The following is a 15,080-nucleotide window of genomic DNA, read 5'->3' on the forward strand; positions in this document are numbered from 1 at the left end:
TGCAGGGGCCGCACGCCGTGCCGGAGCCCGCGCACACGGGGCAGCGGCCGGCCTTAGCAGTCACCGCACGCACGGCACCGCGACGCTCACCGAGTATGCGGACCGCTCGACAGCGCCGGCCCACCGAGGCGACACCGTCGAGTCCCGCCACCGGCTCGCCCGCGCGATCTGCCACGGTGGCCGGGGCCAGATCCGCCAGGCGTACCGCGCGGGCCGAGAGGAACCAGCTCGCCGCCCTCGGCCTGGTCCAATGCCGTGGTGCTGTGGAACACGCGCTACCTGGACGCGGCTGTCGCTCGTCTCCGCGCGCAGGGCCACGACGTGAAAGGCGACGCCGACCGCCTGGGCATCGACACCCACGCTCTCTCGGCCACCTCGACCCAGCACGCCGACGAGATCGTGGAGGAGCTGCGCGGCATCGAGGGTGTGACGCTGGGCAAGGTGCAACCTTTGGGGTGGACCGGGGGTCTTATCATCATGCGGAAACGTGCTCTTGCCTGCTTCGGCGTCCTCCTGGCCGTCACCACCGCCTGCTCGGGCGACGGCACCGCTGACAACCGCTGGCCGCGGCTACTACGGCTTCGCCCGGTGAGACCGCTCACGGCGGTTGGGGCCGTCCGCGAGGCCGTGCAGCGGCACAGTCGCCGCCTGTCTCAGCACGCGTCCGAACTCACATGTCATCGGCGTGATTTCAGCGCAGCGCTCAGGACGGAAGTGCCCTGTTCGCCTGGGTGCCGTCAGTCGTGACGGGCGAGTTTGGCTGCGGAAACGAGCAGGATCACGGCCAATACGGGGATGAGCACCAGGTCTGGGAACACGCCGAGGAGTAGCCCGCCCAGCACCGCGCCGGCGATCGAGCCTGCGGCCATGATCAAGGTGAAGCGGAGGTTGGCGCCCAGCACGGCGAAGCTGCCGTCGCGGCTGTAGCGGGCGAAGGCCACCAGCATGGTCGGCAGGGAGACGAGCAGGGAGAGGCTGCCAGCTGTCTTGATGTCCTCGCCGAACAGCATCACGATCGTCGGGATCAGCAGTTCGCCTCCGGCTACGCCCATGATCGCTGCGACCACCCCGATGGCGAAGCCGGCCGCGACTCCGCAGGGCACCTGCGCCCACAGCGGCAGCGAGAGCGAGTCCAGGGTGCTGGTGTGCGTGATCAGGAGGGCCGCGGCCATGAGCACCATCAGAGCCGACAGCACTTTGTAGAGGGTGCTGCTGCGCATCCGCACCGCCCAGGATGCTCCCGCCCAGGCTCCCACAAGGCTGCCGGCCAGCAGGTTGACCGCGACCGGCCAGCGCGCGGCCACTTCGGCGGCCGGGACCGCGGACAGCCGGGCAGGCAGCGCGACCAGGACCACTACCAGGCTCATCGCCTTGTTCAGGATGACCGCCGAAAGCGCGGCGAACCCGAACAAGCTGACCAGGAGCGGCAGGCGGAACTCCGCACCGCCCAGACCGATCATCCCGCCCAAAACTCCGATGGCCCCTCCCACGCCGAACACCACGGGCAGCGAGCGCGTCGAGCGGAAAGGAACGAGGGTCTGGTCAGTGGTCACGACTGGCATCCTCGCTCGTGGCCGTCCCTGCTTGTGTGGAGCGGCTGCTCTCCGTCGCGGGATTGCCTCGGACAGGCGCTCAGTCGGTGATCACCGGGTTCGGACGATCCCCTGATGCGCCCTGGTCGACGAGGCACAGGGGTTGTGGGCCTGGGATGTCGGAAGCGGCCAGTAGCCTCAGGCACCATGGGCATTCAGATCGATGTAGTGGCGGGTTACCCGATCAACGACGAGATGGAGAGGGTGCTCGGGTTGGCCGAGGCGGTCGGCGAGCCCGTCACTGTCACGTTCATGTGGGAGGGGCGTGAAGAGGCGGAGCGCGCGGTGCTAGTGCCCGCGGCCACGCTGGCGCTCTGGGAGCATTGGGCCCCCACCGCCTACCCGAAGGGTGACGCTGGGGACGAGAACCGCGCTGTGGCGGAGGAGCCGGAGCTGGCCCACCCAGCGGAATACGGCGCGTTCACGCTCTTTCGTCGTCGCGTAGGAGGGCGCACGGCGGTTGCTCGCAAGGGCGTGGTGGTCGCCGAGCTCCTGGACCCCGACGAGGCGCACTGGCTCCAGGAGCAGGCCCGCAATGTCCGCCAAGGCTTCATGGATCCGAAGCAGAAGGCGGCGTTCGAGGAGTTCCTTGCCCGGCAGCCATCCCTGGATGAGCAGTGAGGCTCCGATCCATGCTTCGTGGCTCTGTAATTGTTCTTCGGGCTCCGGTCCAGGCAGCGGGCGCCGGGCCAGACACCGCTTGTCGGCCGTAGCTGGCAGCACCTGGCACCGAAAGTACAGTGGACCGAGATGTTGCCCTGTGAGGAGCCGGCGTCAGCCGGGCATCCTCGCATGTACTCCACCCAACCGTCCCGCGGACGGGAACACCGGCCCCGGGCCGCGGCCTCCGGGTGTTCGGCGAGCCGGGTCGGCTTGCGGGCCCGCAACTGTGCTTTGTGCCCAGGTCCGTCGGGCACCGCGACGCCGAGCCCGACGGAAAGCGGCAGGCCGCGTGCACGATGAAATCCCGGAGCCGGACGGTGGCGAAGTGCAGTCGGCGGCCGGCTGGGGAACGCGCCCAGGGGCTCTGGGTATGGCTGTCATGCGGATAGCTGTCCGATGGCTGGAAAGGCGTGGCCGCCCGGAGCCCCGCGACGACCTGACCGCCAAAGTGGTGAGGCCCGTGCAGACTCAAGATCGGCGTCGCTGTCACGGGCAGCGCGTCGACCGGGTTCAGGATCCGAGGTGCCAACCAAGCCTATTCTCGCGAATAGCACCGTGGCCTGTAGAGGGCTGGCATCGAGCCTGCCCGGTGGGCTACGTTGTGCGGCGATGACTACCGGGACGGCCTTGCGCCACACACGGATTGGTGACCCGGTGCTCTCCTGAGCGCCGTACGGGCCGACACCGGCCCGCTGTTGGATCTAGGGTCCGGCGCTGCCGCGCGGGCTCCGCCTCCTGTCGTGTTGATCACAGCTCGACACGTCAACCACGACAGGAGAACGCATGCCCACCAAGACGCTGCACATTCCCACCGCCGACGGCCAGGCCGACGCTTTCGCCGCCTTCCCCGACAGTGGCGAGCGGCACCCAGGGGTGCTGATGTACGCGGACGGCTTCGGCATCCGGCCCGTGCTGCGGGAGATGGCCCGCGAACTGGCCGGACACGGGTACTACGTGCTCGTCCCCAACCCCTTCTACCGGCACGGCCCGGCACCGTTGATCGAACTTCCCGCACACATCGGAGAAGAGGCCCGGCCCCAGGTCATGGCCCAGCTGATGCCCTTGCTCGAGGCGCACACCGCAGAACGTGTCCTGCGCGACGCCGACGCCTACCTCAGGTTCCTCACCGCCCAGCCCGAGGTCGGCGCCGGACCCTTCGCGGTGACCGGCTACTGCATAGGCGGCCTTCTGGCGATGCGCACCGCCGCGGCCCACCCCGGCCAGGTGGCCGCCGTCGCCGCATTCCACGGTCCCGTGGGCGCCGACGGGCCCGACAGCCTCGCCAAGATAACTGCCCAGGTCCACCTCGGCCACGCCGAAGGTGACATGACGCCCGCGGCCCTCGCCGAGCTCAACCAGACCCTGGATGCCGCGGGGGTCGGCTACACCTCCGAGATCTACCCCGGTACCGTCCACGGCTTCACCATGTCCGACACCGACGCTTTCAACCCCGCCGCGCTGCAGCGCCATTGGGACCACCTGCTGCCGCTCCTCGACCGCACCCTGGCCAACCGGTGAGGCTCCGGCTCGGAAACCGAACCTGAAGTACCTGGCTTCGGAGTCCTGGCGATGTTTCGAAGCGCGTGGTGAGGGCGGGCTTAGCCCGCCCTCACACCTGCTGGGATACTCGTTTCCCTCAGTGGTCGGACGAGTGGCGCCTGCGTTCCATCACCTTGATCGGCATCTCTCGTGCTCCGGCCCGGCGACCCGGCGGTGTCAGCAGATCGTGCCGGATTGCGCCGAGACCGCCTTGAGCAGGCCCCGCAGCAGGTCGAAGTCGATGGCCTCGGGCCTACGGAATCGCAGACAACCCTTGCCCATGTCCTGCCCGGCCAGTTGCTCGGCGAACGCCGCACGCACGTCGCTGCGCATCAGGTAGAAGGAGATGTACTGCTTCTGACTCGCGAACGCGATCTCAGCGGCACCCTCACGCTCGTACGCGGGCATCCCGTACGCCATGACCTCGTCGAAGCCCTTCAGCTCCTGTCGGCACAACCGCCGCAGCCTGACCAAGGCGTCCCTGCGCTCCTCAGGCACCTCTGCCAGATAGCCGTCGACATCGTGTGCCCCGCTTTGCGCCATTCCGTGAGTGTAGGCCGCATGGGGGCCGCATGCGCCGGCCGCGGAAGCGACACCACGGGTACAGGCCGTCATGGCCGTCATGGCCGTCATAGGAGCGCTTCGGCGTGACGATCCTCGAGGGCTATGGCCTGTCGGAGACGTCTCCCCCGGTCTCCTTCGCGCAGCTCGGCCAGGAGCGACGGGTAGGTTCTGTCGGAGTGCCCATCCCAGTCGTGGAGGTGAAGTTGGTCAACGACGACTGGTCGCAGGTCAAGGATGATCCCGAGGGGATCGGTGAGATCGCCGTCAACGGCCACCACGTGATGAAGGGCTGCGACCGGAGGCCCGAGACCCCGCATCCTTGATCGAGTACCCGCGCATCGTCGAGTTCGTCGACATGCTCCTATCAAGGCAACGGGCAGGATCCTGAAGGGGGAGATCAGTTGACTCGTCGTCGCCTCTGAGGTGTTCGTCGCTCCTCTCGTGGACTTCGCATGCTTCGCTTCCCTGGAGAGTTTCCCTGATGGACCTTGCCACGCGCCGCCGCCGGCGGTCGCTGTTTCTCTTCTTCCTGATACCGGGGCTCTCCATCTCGTCCTGGGTGACTCGGACCCCTGACATCAGAGACCGCCTGCACGCCTCTACCGGGGAGATGGGGCTCATCCTCTTCGGTCTCTCGGTTGGATCCATGATCGGAATCCTCTGCTCGGGGACGCTCGTGTCGAGGTTCGGCACCCGACCGGTCATGGGTTTGGGAACGTCGATGGTGGTCGCGAGCACGCTCGTCATCGGCTTCGGGAGCTTGACCACATCGTCCGTCACTGTCACGGGCGGACTCTGTGTCATGGGTGCGGGCATGGGAGCGGGAGAGGTTGCGATCAACGTCGACGGAGCCGACGTCGAGCGACTCACGGGCACCACGGTCCTGCCCACGCTGCACGGGTTCTTCAGCCTCGGGACTGTCGTGGGCGCCGCGCTGGGTATGGGAGCCACCGCAGCCGCCCTGCCCGTGCACTGGCACCTCGGCGTGATCACTCTGGTGTGCGTTTCCCTGTGCGCGTATGCCCTTCGGGCCGTGCCCGATGGGACAGGGCGCAGGCGGAAGGATGACGCCGTCGATGAAGCGAAGGCCGGCACCCGGCCGAAGGTCTGGAAGGACCGACGGCTGGCGCTGATCGGTGCGATCGTCCTGGCGATGGCGCTGGCGGAGGGCGCGGCCAATGACTGGCTGCCCCTTTTGATGGTGGACGGCCACGGACTCGACGCGACGATGGGGTCCGTCGTCTACGTGGGTTTCGCTGCGGCGATGGCCATCGGGCGCTTCAGCGGCGGCTTCCTCCTCGAGCGCTTCAGTCGCCCGGCTGTCGTTCGTGGCAGCGCGGCATCCGCGGCCGTGGGGCTGAGCCTGGTGATCTTCTCTGACAGTCCTCTGCTGGCCGGCATCTCAGTGCTCTTCTGGGGGCTCGGTTCCTCACTCGGCTTTCCCCTTACGCTCTCGGCCGCGGGAGACTCCGGGCCGGAATCGGCGGCACGAGTCGGCTTCGCGGCGACCATCGGATACATCGCCTTCCTGGTCGGCCCGCCCGGACTGGGGTTCATCGGCGATCACTACGGTCTGCGGTCGGCCATGCTCGTCGTGCTGGCTTGCGTGGCGGCGAGCTTCTTCATCGCTCCGGCCGTGAGAAGGCCAGCAACCCGCCCTCTCATGGTTGCAGCAGTCAACTCCGCAGACGAGGCGCAGCAGACAGGCAAGGGCACCGAAGATGTATCGCCGTGAAGGCGAGTACGGCGATGGGGACGTCGGAACCGGCGGTCTCCAGGTCCCCGAGGGTGCGTTTGGCGAAACGGTGCGCACGCTCGGGGTCCTGTGTGAGGAGCGAGACGGCATGGCCGCGGTCGTGGTGCGCAGTTCGTCGGTGTCTGGGTGAGCGTGTGTCCCTACCCATCGTGGGGCGGCGCTGGCCATCGCGACGAGGGGCGCATGCCCCGCCTCACGCGTGCCAGGTCCTCCCTGACGCGGTCGAGCTCACCCGGGTCGAGTCAGGGGCTTCGCTCCATACCACTGCGGTGGTATGGGAGCCGTGAGTCGGTAGCGCAGGCGCAGTTGGGCGCGCTGCCGGGTGATCGGAGCGCCGTTGAGGCTGAGTGTCACCGCCGCGCGGTGCTCCGCATGGGTGCCATGGGGCAGCTCATCGCGTTCGCGCTGCATCTGCGCGGACCGCGTTGACGCGGAGGCCACAGTTCCCGCAGTTCGTCGGGGTCTGGCGTGAAGGGGAAGGCGATCCCCATGCACATGTCCCAGGCGACGACGTGCCCCGCCCGGTAGGGGCCCAGGCGGACTCGTGCAGGCCTCGGAGTGCCAAGTCACGCGCCAGGGCGAGTTCTTCCGCCTCGAGGTTCGCGGGCACTTGCGCCCCAGGATCCCGGGCGTCGGCCGCGGCTCAGCGCAGCCGAGTGGACCGGTTACCGGGTCCTGGGGATCCAGCATGCACCGGATCGTAGAAGGCCGCCCGGTTACAGCGGGCGGGAATCGGTGGGCCGACCGTCCCGTCAGAGCGTGGTTTCACGTTGTGCCGCGGCCTCCCACTCCTGGTGTGCGGTGTGGACGCGGTGCCACAGCGCCGCCCGCGCGGGGGCGTCGACGTCGGTCAGGTTCAGATGGAACACGTCGGCCAGTACGTCGTACCAGTCGTCGGACGAGTCGATGGTCCGCTCGTACACGCCTTCGGCGTCGATCCGGCGCAGCACACAGCCGCGCAGCATGTCCACGCCCTTGGCGTCACGGAGCTGGGCTTGGAGGACCCGGACGAATCCGGACTCGGGGGAAGTGGACAGCCGGTGGTGCTCCGCGGCGAAGGAGGACAGCTCCACGGGCTCCGGCGCGAAGACCATCGCCGTGAAGGCGCCGCGGGGGTCATGGGTGAACCGCCAGCCGCCGGGCACCACCACCGACGGGGCCATCGCGTAGGTGAACGGCCCCTGGGTGTAGGTGCCTTCGCGCAGCGGCAGTGGCTCGTACATTCCGCCGGCGAGCCCGGTGTCGACCAGCCACCGTTCGCCGTCGAGCCCCACGGTGAGCGCGAGATGGTCGCCGGCCGGGCCCTCGGGGTCCTCGACCTCGTCCTGTACCCCGGCCCGGTGCAGGGTGACGTCGTAGCCGAGGGCTGTCAGCAGCGCGGCGAAGGCCCCGTTGAGGTGGAAGCAGTAGCCGCCGCGCCCGCGCATGATCCGGGCCACGGATTCCGCGGCGCCGATGCCCGTCGACCGTCCCAGTTGGTTGTCGAGGGTCTCGTAGGCGACCCGTTCCACCTGCGCCCGGTGCAGTGCCCACAGCGCTTCGGCCGTCGGGGTCGCCGGCCGGGCCACCCCCAGCACGGCCAGATATCCGTCGACGTCGATCATGCTCCCCCTCACCGTTCGAACGGCTGATCAGCCTAGTCGAGACGGGAGACCTGATAGTGGCCGATCAGCCAGCCGTCCTCCACCCGTTGCACCAGGACGGAGAGCTTGACGCCCAGGGTGGGGCGGTCGGTGAAGGAGAAGTCGACGTCCAGATGGCCGAGGGGCTGGGAGTCGTAGTAGTCGGCGATGCCCTTCCGTCCGACGCTGTAGGGGTGCAGCCCCTGGAAGATCGCGTTCTCGGTGAAGCGGGAGGCGACCCGCTCCGGGGCGTGGGCGTCGACGGTCGCCTTCCACTGGTCGAGGACGCCGTGCAGGACCGCGTGGTCGTCGGTGGTGCCGTGCATGGTGTTCCTCCTGTCTGACGTTTCAGTGACCCGCGCTCATGCCGCCGTCGACGTGCAGGATCTCGCCGGTGACGAAGGGGGCCGTCTCCAGGTACAGCACGGCGTCGACGATGTCGCTCGCCTCGCCCATCCGCCCGACCGGGTGCAGGGCGGCGAGGAAGGCGTGGGTCTCCTCCGTGTGCATGGGGGTCTTGATGGTGCCGGGCGAGACCGCATGGGCGCGGATGCCTCGCGTGGCGTACTCGATGGCGAGGGACTTGGTGGCGGACTGCAGACCGCCCTTGGTCAGCGAGGCCAGGACGGACGGGACGTTGGAGCCCGCGTTGCGAACGGTCTCGCGATCGGGCTCAGGGGCGCAGGTGGCTCCCTGCTGCCGGCTCCTCCCCCGCCGCCGTGCCGCCGTGCCGGCGCGCCCCCGCGATGCGCAGGGCGATGTCGCCGTACTGGTAGGCGAGTTGGTCGACGGAGAACTCGCCGCCCTCGTGGAACCAGCTGGCGACGCCGATGCCCATGTCGAGGATCGAGTACGAGGCGATGCGGGCCGACTGCACGTGGAAGGCTCCCTCGGCGGCGCCCTGCTCGATGAGTTCGCGGAAGCGGCGCTCGTAGTCGCTGCGGCGGCCGAGTACCCGGTCCTGGTCGGGCTGGTCCAGGCTGGCGATCTCGCGGTTGCCGACGAAGGCCTCCAGGCGGTGGCGGGCGTGGTAGCGGATGTGCGCCTCCACGGAGCGGCGCAGCTGTTCCCGGACGTCGTCGGTGCCGGAGACGGCCACGATGTTGTCGGCGATGAGCTGTTCCATCGTGCCGATCATGATCTCGGCCAGCAGTTCGTGCTTGGAGGCCACGTGCTTGTAGAGGCTCGGGCCTCGGATGCCCACGGCGGCTCCGATGTCGGCCATGGTGGTGGACCGGTAGCCCTGTGCGGCGAAGAGACGAAGCGCGGCCTGACGGATCGCCGACCGGCGGTCGGTGACGGGCGTGCCCTCGGCCCGGGCCGGCCGGTGCGGCCGCTCGTACGACCCGCCGCGCGATCCGGTCTGCGACCTGCCGCGCCCCTCGCTCTGGGCTGAGCTCACGTGCACTCCTGAGGCTATCGACCATTAGTCGATTTCGTCTGCTGAAGTAGCCACTATAGCCCGAGCCCTTGACAGGCCGACCCCTTCAGCCCTGAGATGGCTAATGGTCAGTAGCCAAGCTCGGGAGTGAACATGCCCATCGGGTTCGAGATCGACGAGAGGGTCGCCGACGTCGCACGGCGCACCACCGCGTTCGTACAGGACGTGGTGATACCCGAGGAGCGGGCGTGCGACGGGAACGTCCACGCCGGTCCCGAACCACTGCGCCGCCGGCTCCAGCAGGCGGCCCGCGGCGCGGGGGTGTTCGCACCCCACGTCGGCACCGAATGGGGCGGGCTCGGACTCGACCTGTGCGGCCAGGCAGTGGTGTTCGAGGCGGCCGGGTACTCGCTGCTCGGGCCGCTGGCTCTGAACTGCGCGGCACCCGACGAGGGCAACACGCATCTGCTCGAAGTGGTCGCCACGGACGAGCAGAAGGAGCGCTACCTGCGGCCGCTGGCCGCGGGTGAGATCCGGTCCTGCTTCGCGATGACCGAGCCGGCGCCCGGCGCCGGATCCGATCCGCGCGCCCTCGCCACCACCGCGGCCAGGATCGACGGCGGCTGGCGGATCGACGGACGCAAGTGGTTCATCAGCGGCGCCGACGGGGCCGCTTTCGCCATCTGCATGGCCCGCACCAGCGGCGGACCGGGCGACGCGGGCGGCGCCACGATGTTCCTCGTCGATGCCGACAACCCGGGAATGAAGATCGTCCGCAACATCGACACGCTGGACCAGGGCCTGTTCGGCGGACACAGCGAGATCCTCTTCGAGGGCTGCGAAGTCGCCGACAGCGCCGTCCTGGGAGAGGTGGACCAGGGATTCGCCTACGCGCAGGTCCGCCTCGGGCCCGCCCGGATGACGCACTGCATGCGCTGGCTCGGCGTGGCCCGGCGGGCGCAGGACATCGCCCTGGAGCGCGCGACCAATCGCCACGCCTTCGGCAAACCGCTCGCCGAACTCGGCATGGTGCAGCAACTGTTGGCCGACTCCGAGATCGACATCGAGACCAGCCGCGCGGTGCTGTGGCGGGCCTGCTGGGAACTGGACCAGGGCCGCTCGGCCGCCCAGCACACCTCGATCGCCAAGACGTACGTCTCCGAGGCGGTCAACCGGGTGGTCGACCGCTCCGTGCAGGTGTGCGGCGCGCTCGGCATCTCGGGGGACGCCCCGCTGTCCCGGCTCTACCGGGAGGTGCGTCCCTTCCGGATCTACGACGGTCCGTCCGAGACCCACCGGTGGGCCATCGCCAAGCGTGCGGTGCGGGCGGCGCGGGAGCGGGTGGCCGCACAGTGACCGCAGCCGAGGCTGCCGTGGTCGGCGTCGACCTGCCCGCCTTGCAGCGGTACTTCGAACGCCATGTCCCCGAGTGCGCCGGTCCGTTGAGGATCAGGCTGCTCCAGGGCGGGCGGTCCAATCTGACGTACGAGGTGACCGACGGGACGCACCGGTGGGTGCTGCGCCGGCCCCCGCTGGGGGTGCTGACCCCCACGGCGCACGACATGGACCGCGAGTACCGCGTCGTCGCCGCCCTCAGCGGCACCGGGGTGCCCGTCGCGCGTGCCGTGCTGTCGTGCCGGGACCCGGAGGTGATCGGCGCGCCGTTCTGCGTCGTCGACTTCGTGGAGGGGCCAGTACTGCGCGACGGCGACGACGCTGCCGCACTGCCGCCCGGCGAGGCACGACGGGCCGCCGACGCGCTCGTGGACGCGCTGGTGGCACTCCACTCGGTCGACGCCTCCGACGTCGGGCTCGGTGACTTCGGCCGGCCGGACGGCTATCTGGAGCGTCAGGTGCGGCGCTGGCGCGGGCAGTGGGAGAAGGTCGCCACGCGTTCGCTGCCCGACATCGACGAACTGCACACCAGGCTCGCCCGCGCCGTGCCCGTGAGTGGCGCCCCGGCGATCGTGCACGGCGACTACCGCCTGGACAACACCATCCTGGCGCCGGACGGCTACGGCCGGATCGCGGCGATCGTCGACTGGGAGATGGCCACGCTCGGTGATCCGCTCGCCGATCTCGGGATGCTCCTCATGTACTGGGACCCGACCTGCGAACCGGTCCTCGCGGCGCGCCACGTCCCGACGGCCAACCCCGGCTTTCCCACCGGGCCCGAACTGGCCGAGCGCTACGCCGCGCAATCCGGCCGCACCCTCGACGCCCTGCCCTACTACCAGGCCCTGGGCTGTTTCAAGCTCGCCGTCATCGCGGAGGGCATCCACGCCCGCTACCGCGCGGGACAGACCGTCGGCACCGGGTTCGAACGGGTCGGGTCCGCGGTCCCCGCGCTGCTGCGCTCGGGGCTGGAAGTGCTGCCATGACCGTGACCGCGCACACGCCGAAACGAGGAGAGCCCGTGGGAGACCGACTGTCCGGACAGATCGCCCTGGTCACCGGTGCGACCGGCGGCATCGGACACGCCGTCTCGCACCGGCTCGCCGCGGAGGGCGCGACGGTGGTCGTGACGGACGTGGACGCCGGTCGCTGCGACGACCTGGCGAAGGAGCTGACGGGTGACGGGGCGCGGGCGCTCGGCCTCGCGCTGGACGTCAGCGACGAGGAGGCGTGGCGCGGCGCGGTCGAGCGTGTGGTCGCCGAACTGGGCGGCCTGTCGGTGCTGGTCAACAACGCGGGCATCGCCGAGATGCGGACGGTCGAGACGGAGACCCAGGAGTCCTGGGACAAGGTCATCGCGGTCACCCAGGGCGGGGTGTGGCTCGGCATGAAGCACGGCGGTCCCGCGATCGAACGCTCCGGCGGCGGCTCGATCGTCAACATCGCGTCGATCTTCGGTACCGTCGGCGGCTTCGGCAGCCAGTTCTCCTACCACGCCGCGAAAGGCGCGGTCCGCCTGATGACGAAGAACGCGGCACTTCACTGGGCCACGCGCGGCGTCCGCGTCAACTCGATCCACCCCGGTTTCATCGAGACGCCCCTCTCCCGGGAACTGTGGCGGGGCACGCCCCGGCACACCGCCATGGTCGAGGGCACCCCGATGGGGCGGCTGGGCAGGCCCGACGAGGTCGCGGGCGCGGTGGCGTTCCTGGCCTCCCAGGACGCGACCTTCATCACGGGATCCGAGCTGTACGTGGACGGCGGCTGGACGGCCCGCTGACGAGGTCCCCGACGAGCTCCACCCGACATGGTCCGCTGACACGGAAGGAGGGGCGCGGCGATGACCGAGCCCCTCCCCCTGTACACGTGCCGTGTCAGCGCACACGCGTGTACTGGTTCACCCCGCCCACGAACGCCACCGCAGCGCGTCCGCGCAGCACCAGGACGTCCAGGTGGGCCGCCGTCTCGTTCACGGCGAGCATCTGGTTGAAGGCGTTGAGGTCGCCGAACGGCACCTCGCGACGCGTCCAGCCCAGCTTGCGCGCCACCGCGTGCGCGTCGAGGGTGTCCTCGCCCAGCGCCGTCAGGCTCTTCGCGAGCCGGTCGTCGTGGTGCGTGAGCAGTTCGGCGACGCGGGTGTGGGCGCTGTCGGTGACCGGCCCGTGCGCGGGCAGCAGACGGGTGTCGGCGTACCGCGTCATCAGCCGCAGCGAGTCCAGGTAGTCGGCCAGGGGGCGCCCGCCGGCTTCGGTCAGCTCGAAGCCGATGGACGGGGTGATGTGCGGAAGGACGTGGTCGCCGGCGAACAGCAGCCCGCGCTGTTCGTCCAGGAAGACCACATGTCCCTTGGTGTGCCCGGGAGTCGGTACGACGCGCAGCTCGCGGTCGCCGAAACGGAGCGTTTCCGCGCCGAGCCACTGGTCGGGGGCCTCCCACACGCTCGGGTCATAGCCGCCGTGGTCCATCGCCGCGATCTCGTCGGCGAGTTCGGCCGCCCCTCCCCTGCGCAGCGTCTCCAGCGAGCCGGCGGGTTCGTCGCTGCGCAGCCGGTCGAGCATCTCCAGCCCCGGCCGCTCACCCGCGCCCAGGTAGACCCGCGAGCCCAGCAGCCGACGCAGTTCCACGGCGTTGGTGTAGTGGTCACGGTGGATGTGGGTGACCAGGATGTGGCTGATGTCGCCGAGGTCGCGCCCGATGGCGGCCAGCGCCTCCTCCAGCGCCTTGCGCGCCTCGGGGATCGCCCAGCCTCCGTCGATCATGACGATGCCGTTGTCCTCCGCGAGGTTCTCCAGCAGATAGACGTTGACGGCGTGCAGGCCGTCGTTGGGCAGCGGCAGGGGAACGCGGTGCACTCCGGGCTGGACGGTCTGGACTCCGGCTGCGGCCCATGGGCCCTGGTCGAACCGCGCTGTCATGATTCTCCAATGAGTCTGTTTCGCTGGGGACCGGACCCGGCGGGGTGCGCGGGTGTGCGACCCCGCCGGGTCCGTCCTTAGGTCAAGCCGGATCGCCTTTGATCAGGCCAAGTCGGGTGTGCCCGTGCGTAGCCGGTGGGCGAGTGCGCGGGCTCCGCTGCGGTCGAGTTTGCCGACCTTGGTCTGGGGCAACTCCTCGACGTCGTACACGAACTCGGGCCACTTGGACTTGGACAGTCCGACGCTCTCCAGGTGTCCGGTCACCTCGGCCAGGTCGATGCCGTGTCCGTCCTCGGTGACGACCAGCAGCGCGACGCGTTCGCCGAGCACCTCGTCCGGGACCGCGGCGACGCAGGCCCTGGCCACCCGCGGGTACCCGGCGACCGCCCGTTCGATCTCGGTGATGTCGATGTTGCGGCCGCCGCGGATGATGATGTCCTTCTCGCGGCCCATGATGCTGACGGTGCCGTCCTCGTGGGTCAGCAGCAGGTCACCGGTCGGGAAGAAGCCGTCCTCGGTCAGCGTCGGCCGCTCGACCCGGCCGTCGCGGGCGTAGCCGACGAACAGGGAGGGGCCGCGGACCTGTGCGCGGCCGGTGACGCCCGGTCCGGCCTCGGCGCCGTCGGGGGTCAGTGCGCGCAGGTGCGTGCCCGGGAAGGGGCGGCCGTCCCTGCCGAGTCTGATCTCCTCGGGGTCGTCGGGGCGGGGCGAGGTGTGGCCGAGGCACTCCGACATGCCGAAGACGCGCAGGATCTTGGTGCCCAGTGACCGTTCGGCCCGTGCCAGGGCGCCGCGGTCCATGGGACCGCCGCCCACGGTGATGGCGCGGACGTGCGAGAGCACGCCGGATCCGGCCGCCTCGGCTCCCATCTGCAGCGCCATCGTCGGTACGCACATGGTCCAGCGGACGTCGGTCTCGGACATCCGCCGCAGCGCGACGGCCCGGTCCCACTTCGCCGTCAGGACGAGCGGGCCGCCCAGCAGAAGGGAGAGATACACGCCGAAGCAGTAGGCGGCGGTCGACGACAGGGGCACGATCGCGGCCACCGCGTCGCCGGGGGCCAGGCCGTTGATGTCGATCGTGCTCGCGCCGGCGTAGCGCAGGGCCTCCTCGGACTGCACGACGCCCTTGGGCCGCCCGGTCGAGCCGGAGGTCAGTCCGATGAGGACACCTCCCGACCACCGTGACACATCACGCGGGCTGTCCGTGGCACGGCAGGTCCAGCCGTCGAGCACCGCGTCCACCGGGCCCGGCAGCAGTTCGGGGAGCCCCCATTCGTCGCTCGCCGAGGCCTCGGCGACGACGGCGTCCGGGCGGATGTCCTCCCAGGCCGCGGCGAACTCGGCGTGGGTGGTGTGCCGGTTGACCACCGCGAGGACCCCTCCGCGCAGTCCCACGGCAAGGGAGCCGGCGACGGTACGCCATGAGTTGTCGGCCTGGAGCATGACGGTGCCGCCCGGGCCGGCGGGGAACATCGCCTCGGCGAGCCGGCCGGCCTCGGCGAGCAGCTCGCGCGCCGTATGGCTGCCCTCGTCGTCGATGACGGCGACGAAGTCCGCCTGCTCGGCCCTTCGTTGGAACTCCCGCACTACCTGTCGCATCCCGCTTCCTCGCTACGTGGCCGAACTCCGTGAAGAACTTTGTGGTGAACG

General features: G+C 69.9%; 14 protein-coding genes and 2 pseudogenes. 8 read left to right on the top strand and 8 right to left on the bottom strand.

Translation table 11 applies throughout. From position 1 onward, the window contains the following. Positions 1-139: 139 nt before the first annotated feature. A pseudogene (locus tag OG252_RS02470) lies at positions 140-324 on the top strand (Tn3 family transposase); the annotation flags it as partial. 413 nt (positions 325-737) lie between these two features. Here OG252_RS02470 and OG252_RS02475 read toward each other — a convergent pair. Further along, on the bottom strand, positions 738-1,553 hold the full coding sequence (locus OG252_RS02475; RefSeq protein WP_266452252.1) for a sulfite exporter TauE/SafE family protein: 816 nt from the start codon (positions 1,551-1,553) through the stop codon (positions 738-740). 186 nt (positions 1,554-1,739) lie between these two features. Between OG252_RS02475 and OG252_RS02480 the strand changes: the two genes are divergently transcribed. Continuing rightward, positions 1,740-2,213 (top strand): hypothetical protein, encoded by a 474-nt coding sequence (locus OG252_RS02480; RefSeq protein WP_266452248.1) that lies wholly within the window; start codon positions 1,740-1,742, stop codon positions 2,211-2,213. 825 nt (positions 2,214-3,038) lie between these two features. Beyond that, the gene (locus tag OG252_RS02485) at positions 3,039-3,773 is read left to right on the top strand and encodes a dienelactone hydrolase family protein (RefSeq protein ID WP_266452241.1); all 735 of its coding nucleotides are present in this window, start codon (positions 3,039-3,041) and stop codon (positions 3,771-3,773) included. 198 nt (positions 3,774-3,971) lie between these two features. Here OG252_RS02485 and OG252_RS02490 read toward each other — a convergent pair whose 3' ends face one another. Beyond that, the gene (locus OG252_RS02490; protein ID WP_266452239.1) at positions 3,972-4,337 is read right to left on the bottom strand and encodes an iron chaperone; all 366 of its coding nucleotides are present in this window, start codon (positions 4,335-4,337) and stop codon (positions 3,972-3,974) included. Between the two features lie 104 nt (positions 4,338-4,441). On the opposite strand from OG252_RS02490, the gene OG252_RS02495 reads away from it, so the two are divergent. Continuing rightward, positions 4,442-4,681: an AMP-binding protein gene (locus OG252_RS02495; protein WP_266452237.1), complete on the top strand. Its 240-nt coding sequence runs from the start codon at positions 4,442-4,444 to the stop codon at positions 4,679-4,681. Between the two features lie 158 nt (positions 4,682-4,839). Then, positions 4,840-6,093, top strand: a complete 1,254-nt coding sequence (locus OG252_RS02500; RefSeq protein ID WP_329333314.1) for an MFS transporter — start codon at positions 4,840-4,842, stop codon at positions 6,091-6,093. 773 nt (positions 6,094-6,866) lie between these two features. Here the strand turns inward: OG252_RS02500 and OG252_RS02505 are convergent. From OG252_RS02505 to OG252_RS02520, 4 genes and pseudogenes are all read right to left on the bottom strand, one after another. Then, the gene (locus tag OG252_RS02505; RefSeq protein WP_329333316.1) at positions 6,867-7,718 is read right to left on the bottom strand and encodes an arylamine N-acetyltransferase family protein; all 852 of its coding nucleotides are present in this window, start codon (positions 7,716-7,718) and stop codon (positions 6,867-6,869) included. Between the two features lie 32 nt (positions 7,719-7,750). Continuing rightward, entirely contained in the window at positions 7,751-8,062 is a 312-nt protein-coding gene (locus tag OG252_RS02510; RefSeq protein ID WP_329333318.1) for a hypothetical protein, read from the bottom strand. Between the two features lie 22 nt (positions 8,063-8,084). Then, positions 8,085-8,393: pseudogene (locus OG252_RS02515) on the bottom strand (SDR family oxidoreductase); the annotation flags it as partial. A gap of 16 nt (positions 8,394-8,409) precedes the next feature. Further along, positions 8,410-9,138, bottom strand: coding sequence for a TetR/AcrR family transcriptional regulator (locus OG252_RS02520; RefSeq protein WP_329333319.1), 729 nt, complete (start codon positions 9,136-9,138; stop codon positions 8,410-8,412). Between the two features lie 132 nt (positions 9,139-9,270). On the opposite strand from OG252_RS02520, the gene OG252_RS02525 reads away from it, so the two are divergent. Genes OG252_RS02525 through OG252_RS02535 form a run of 3 tightly spaced genes read left to right on the top strand, consistent with a single transcriptional unit; the run spans position 9,271 to position 12,292 of the window. Then, entirely contained in the window at positions 9,271-10,473 is a 1,203-nt protein-coding gene (locus OG252_RS02525) for an acyl-CoA dehydrogenase family protein (protein WP_329333321.1), read from the top strand. Next, a complete protein-coding gene (locus OG252_RS02530; RefSeq protein ID WP_329333323.1) occupies positions 10,470-11,498 on the top strand; it encodes a phosphotransferase family protein in 1,029 nt (342 codons plus the stop codon). Before OG252_RS02525 ends, OG252_RS02530 begins: the two co-directional genes overlap by 4 nt. Before the next feature lie 35 nt (positions 11,499-11,533). Further along, on the top strand, positions 11,534-12,292 hold the full coding sequence (locus OG252_RS02535; protein WP_266452225.1) for an SDR family NAD(P)-dependent oxidoreductase: 759 nt from the start codon (positions 11,534-11,536) through the stop codon (positions 12,290-12,292). 94 nt (positions 12,293-12,386) lie between these two features. Here OG252_RS02535 and OG252_RS02540 read toward each other — a convergent pair whose 3' ends face one another. Continuing rightward, positions 12,387-13,427, bottom strand: a complete 1,041-nt coding sequence (locus OG252_RS02540; RefSeq protein WP_329333325.1) for an MBL fold metallo-hydrolase — start codon at positions 13,425-13,427, stop codon at positions 12,387-12,389. Positions 13,428-13,529: 102 nt separating this feature from the next. Next, entirely contained in the window at positions 13,530-15,029 is a 1,500-nt protein-coding gene (locus OG252_RS02545) for a class I adenylate-forming enzyme family protein (RefSeq protein WP_329333327.1), read from the bottom strand. Positions 15,030-15,080 lie beyond the last annotated feature (51 nt).

It is taken from the genome of Streptomyces sp. NBC_01352, assembly GCF_036237295.1.
Lineage (GTDB): Bacteria > Actinomycetota > Actinomycetes > Streptomycetales > Streptomycetaceae > Streptomyces > Streptomyces plumbiresistens.

Coding starts and splice junctions, on each gene's coding strand:
- OG252_RS02505 (WP_329333316.1), bottom strand. CDS start 7,718: ATGATCGACGTCGACGGATATCTGGCCGTGCTGGGGGTGGCCCGGCCG.
- OG252_RS02525 (WP_329333321.1), top strand. CDS start 9,271: ATGCCCATCGGGTTCGAGATCGACGAGAGGGTCGCCGACGTCGCACGG.
- OG252_RS02540 (WP_329333325.1), bottom strand. CDS start 13,427: ATGACAGCGCGGTTCGACCAGGGCCCATGGGCCGCAGCCGGAGTCCAG.
- OG252_RS02490 (WP_266452239.1), bottom strand. CDS start 4,337: ATGGCGCAAAGCGGGGCACACGATGTCGACGGCTATCTGGCAGAGGTG.
- OG252_RS02500 (WP_329333314.1), top strand. CDS start 4,840: ATGGACCTTGCCACGCGCCGCCGCCGGCGGTCGCTGTTTCTCTTCTTC.
- OG252_RS02545 (WP_329333327.1), bottom strand. CDS start 15,029: ATGCGACAGGTAGTGCGGGAGTTCCAACGAAGGGCCGAGCAGGCGGAC.
- OG252_RS02510 (WP_329333318.1), bottom strand. CDS start 8,062: ATGCACGGCACCACCGACGACCACGCGGTCCTGCACGGCGTCCTCGAC.
- OG252_RS02485 (WP_266452241.1), top strand. CDS start 3,039: ATGCCCACCAAGACGCTGCACATTCCCACCGCCGACGGCCAGGCCGAC.
- OG252_RS02480 (WP_266452248.1), top strand. CDS start 1,740: ATGGGCATTCAGATCGATGTAGTGGCGGGTTACCCGATCAACGACGAG.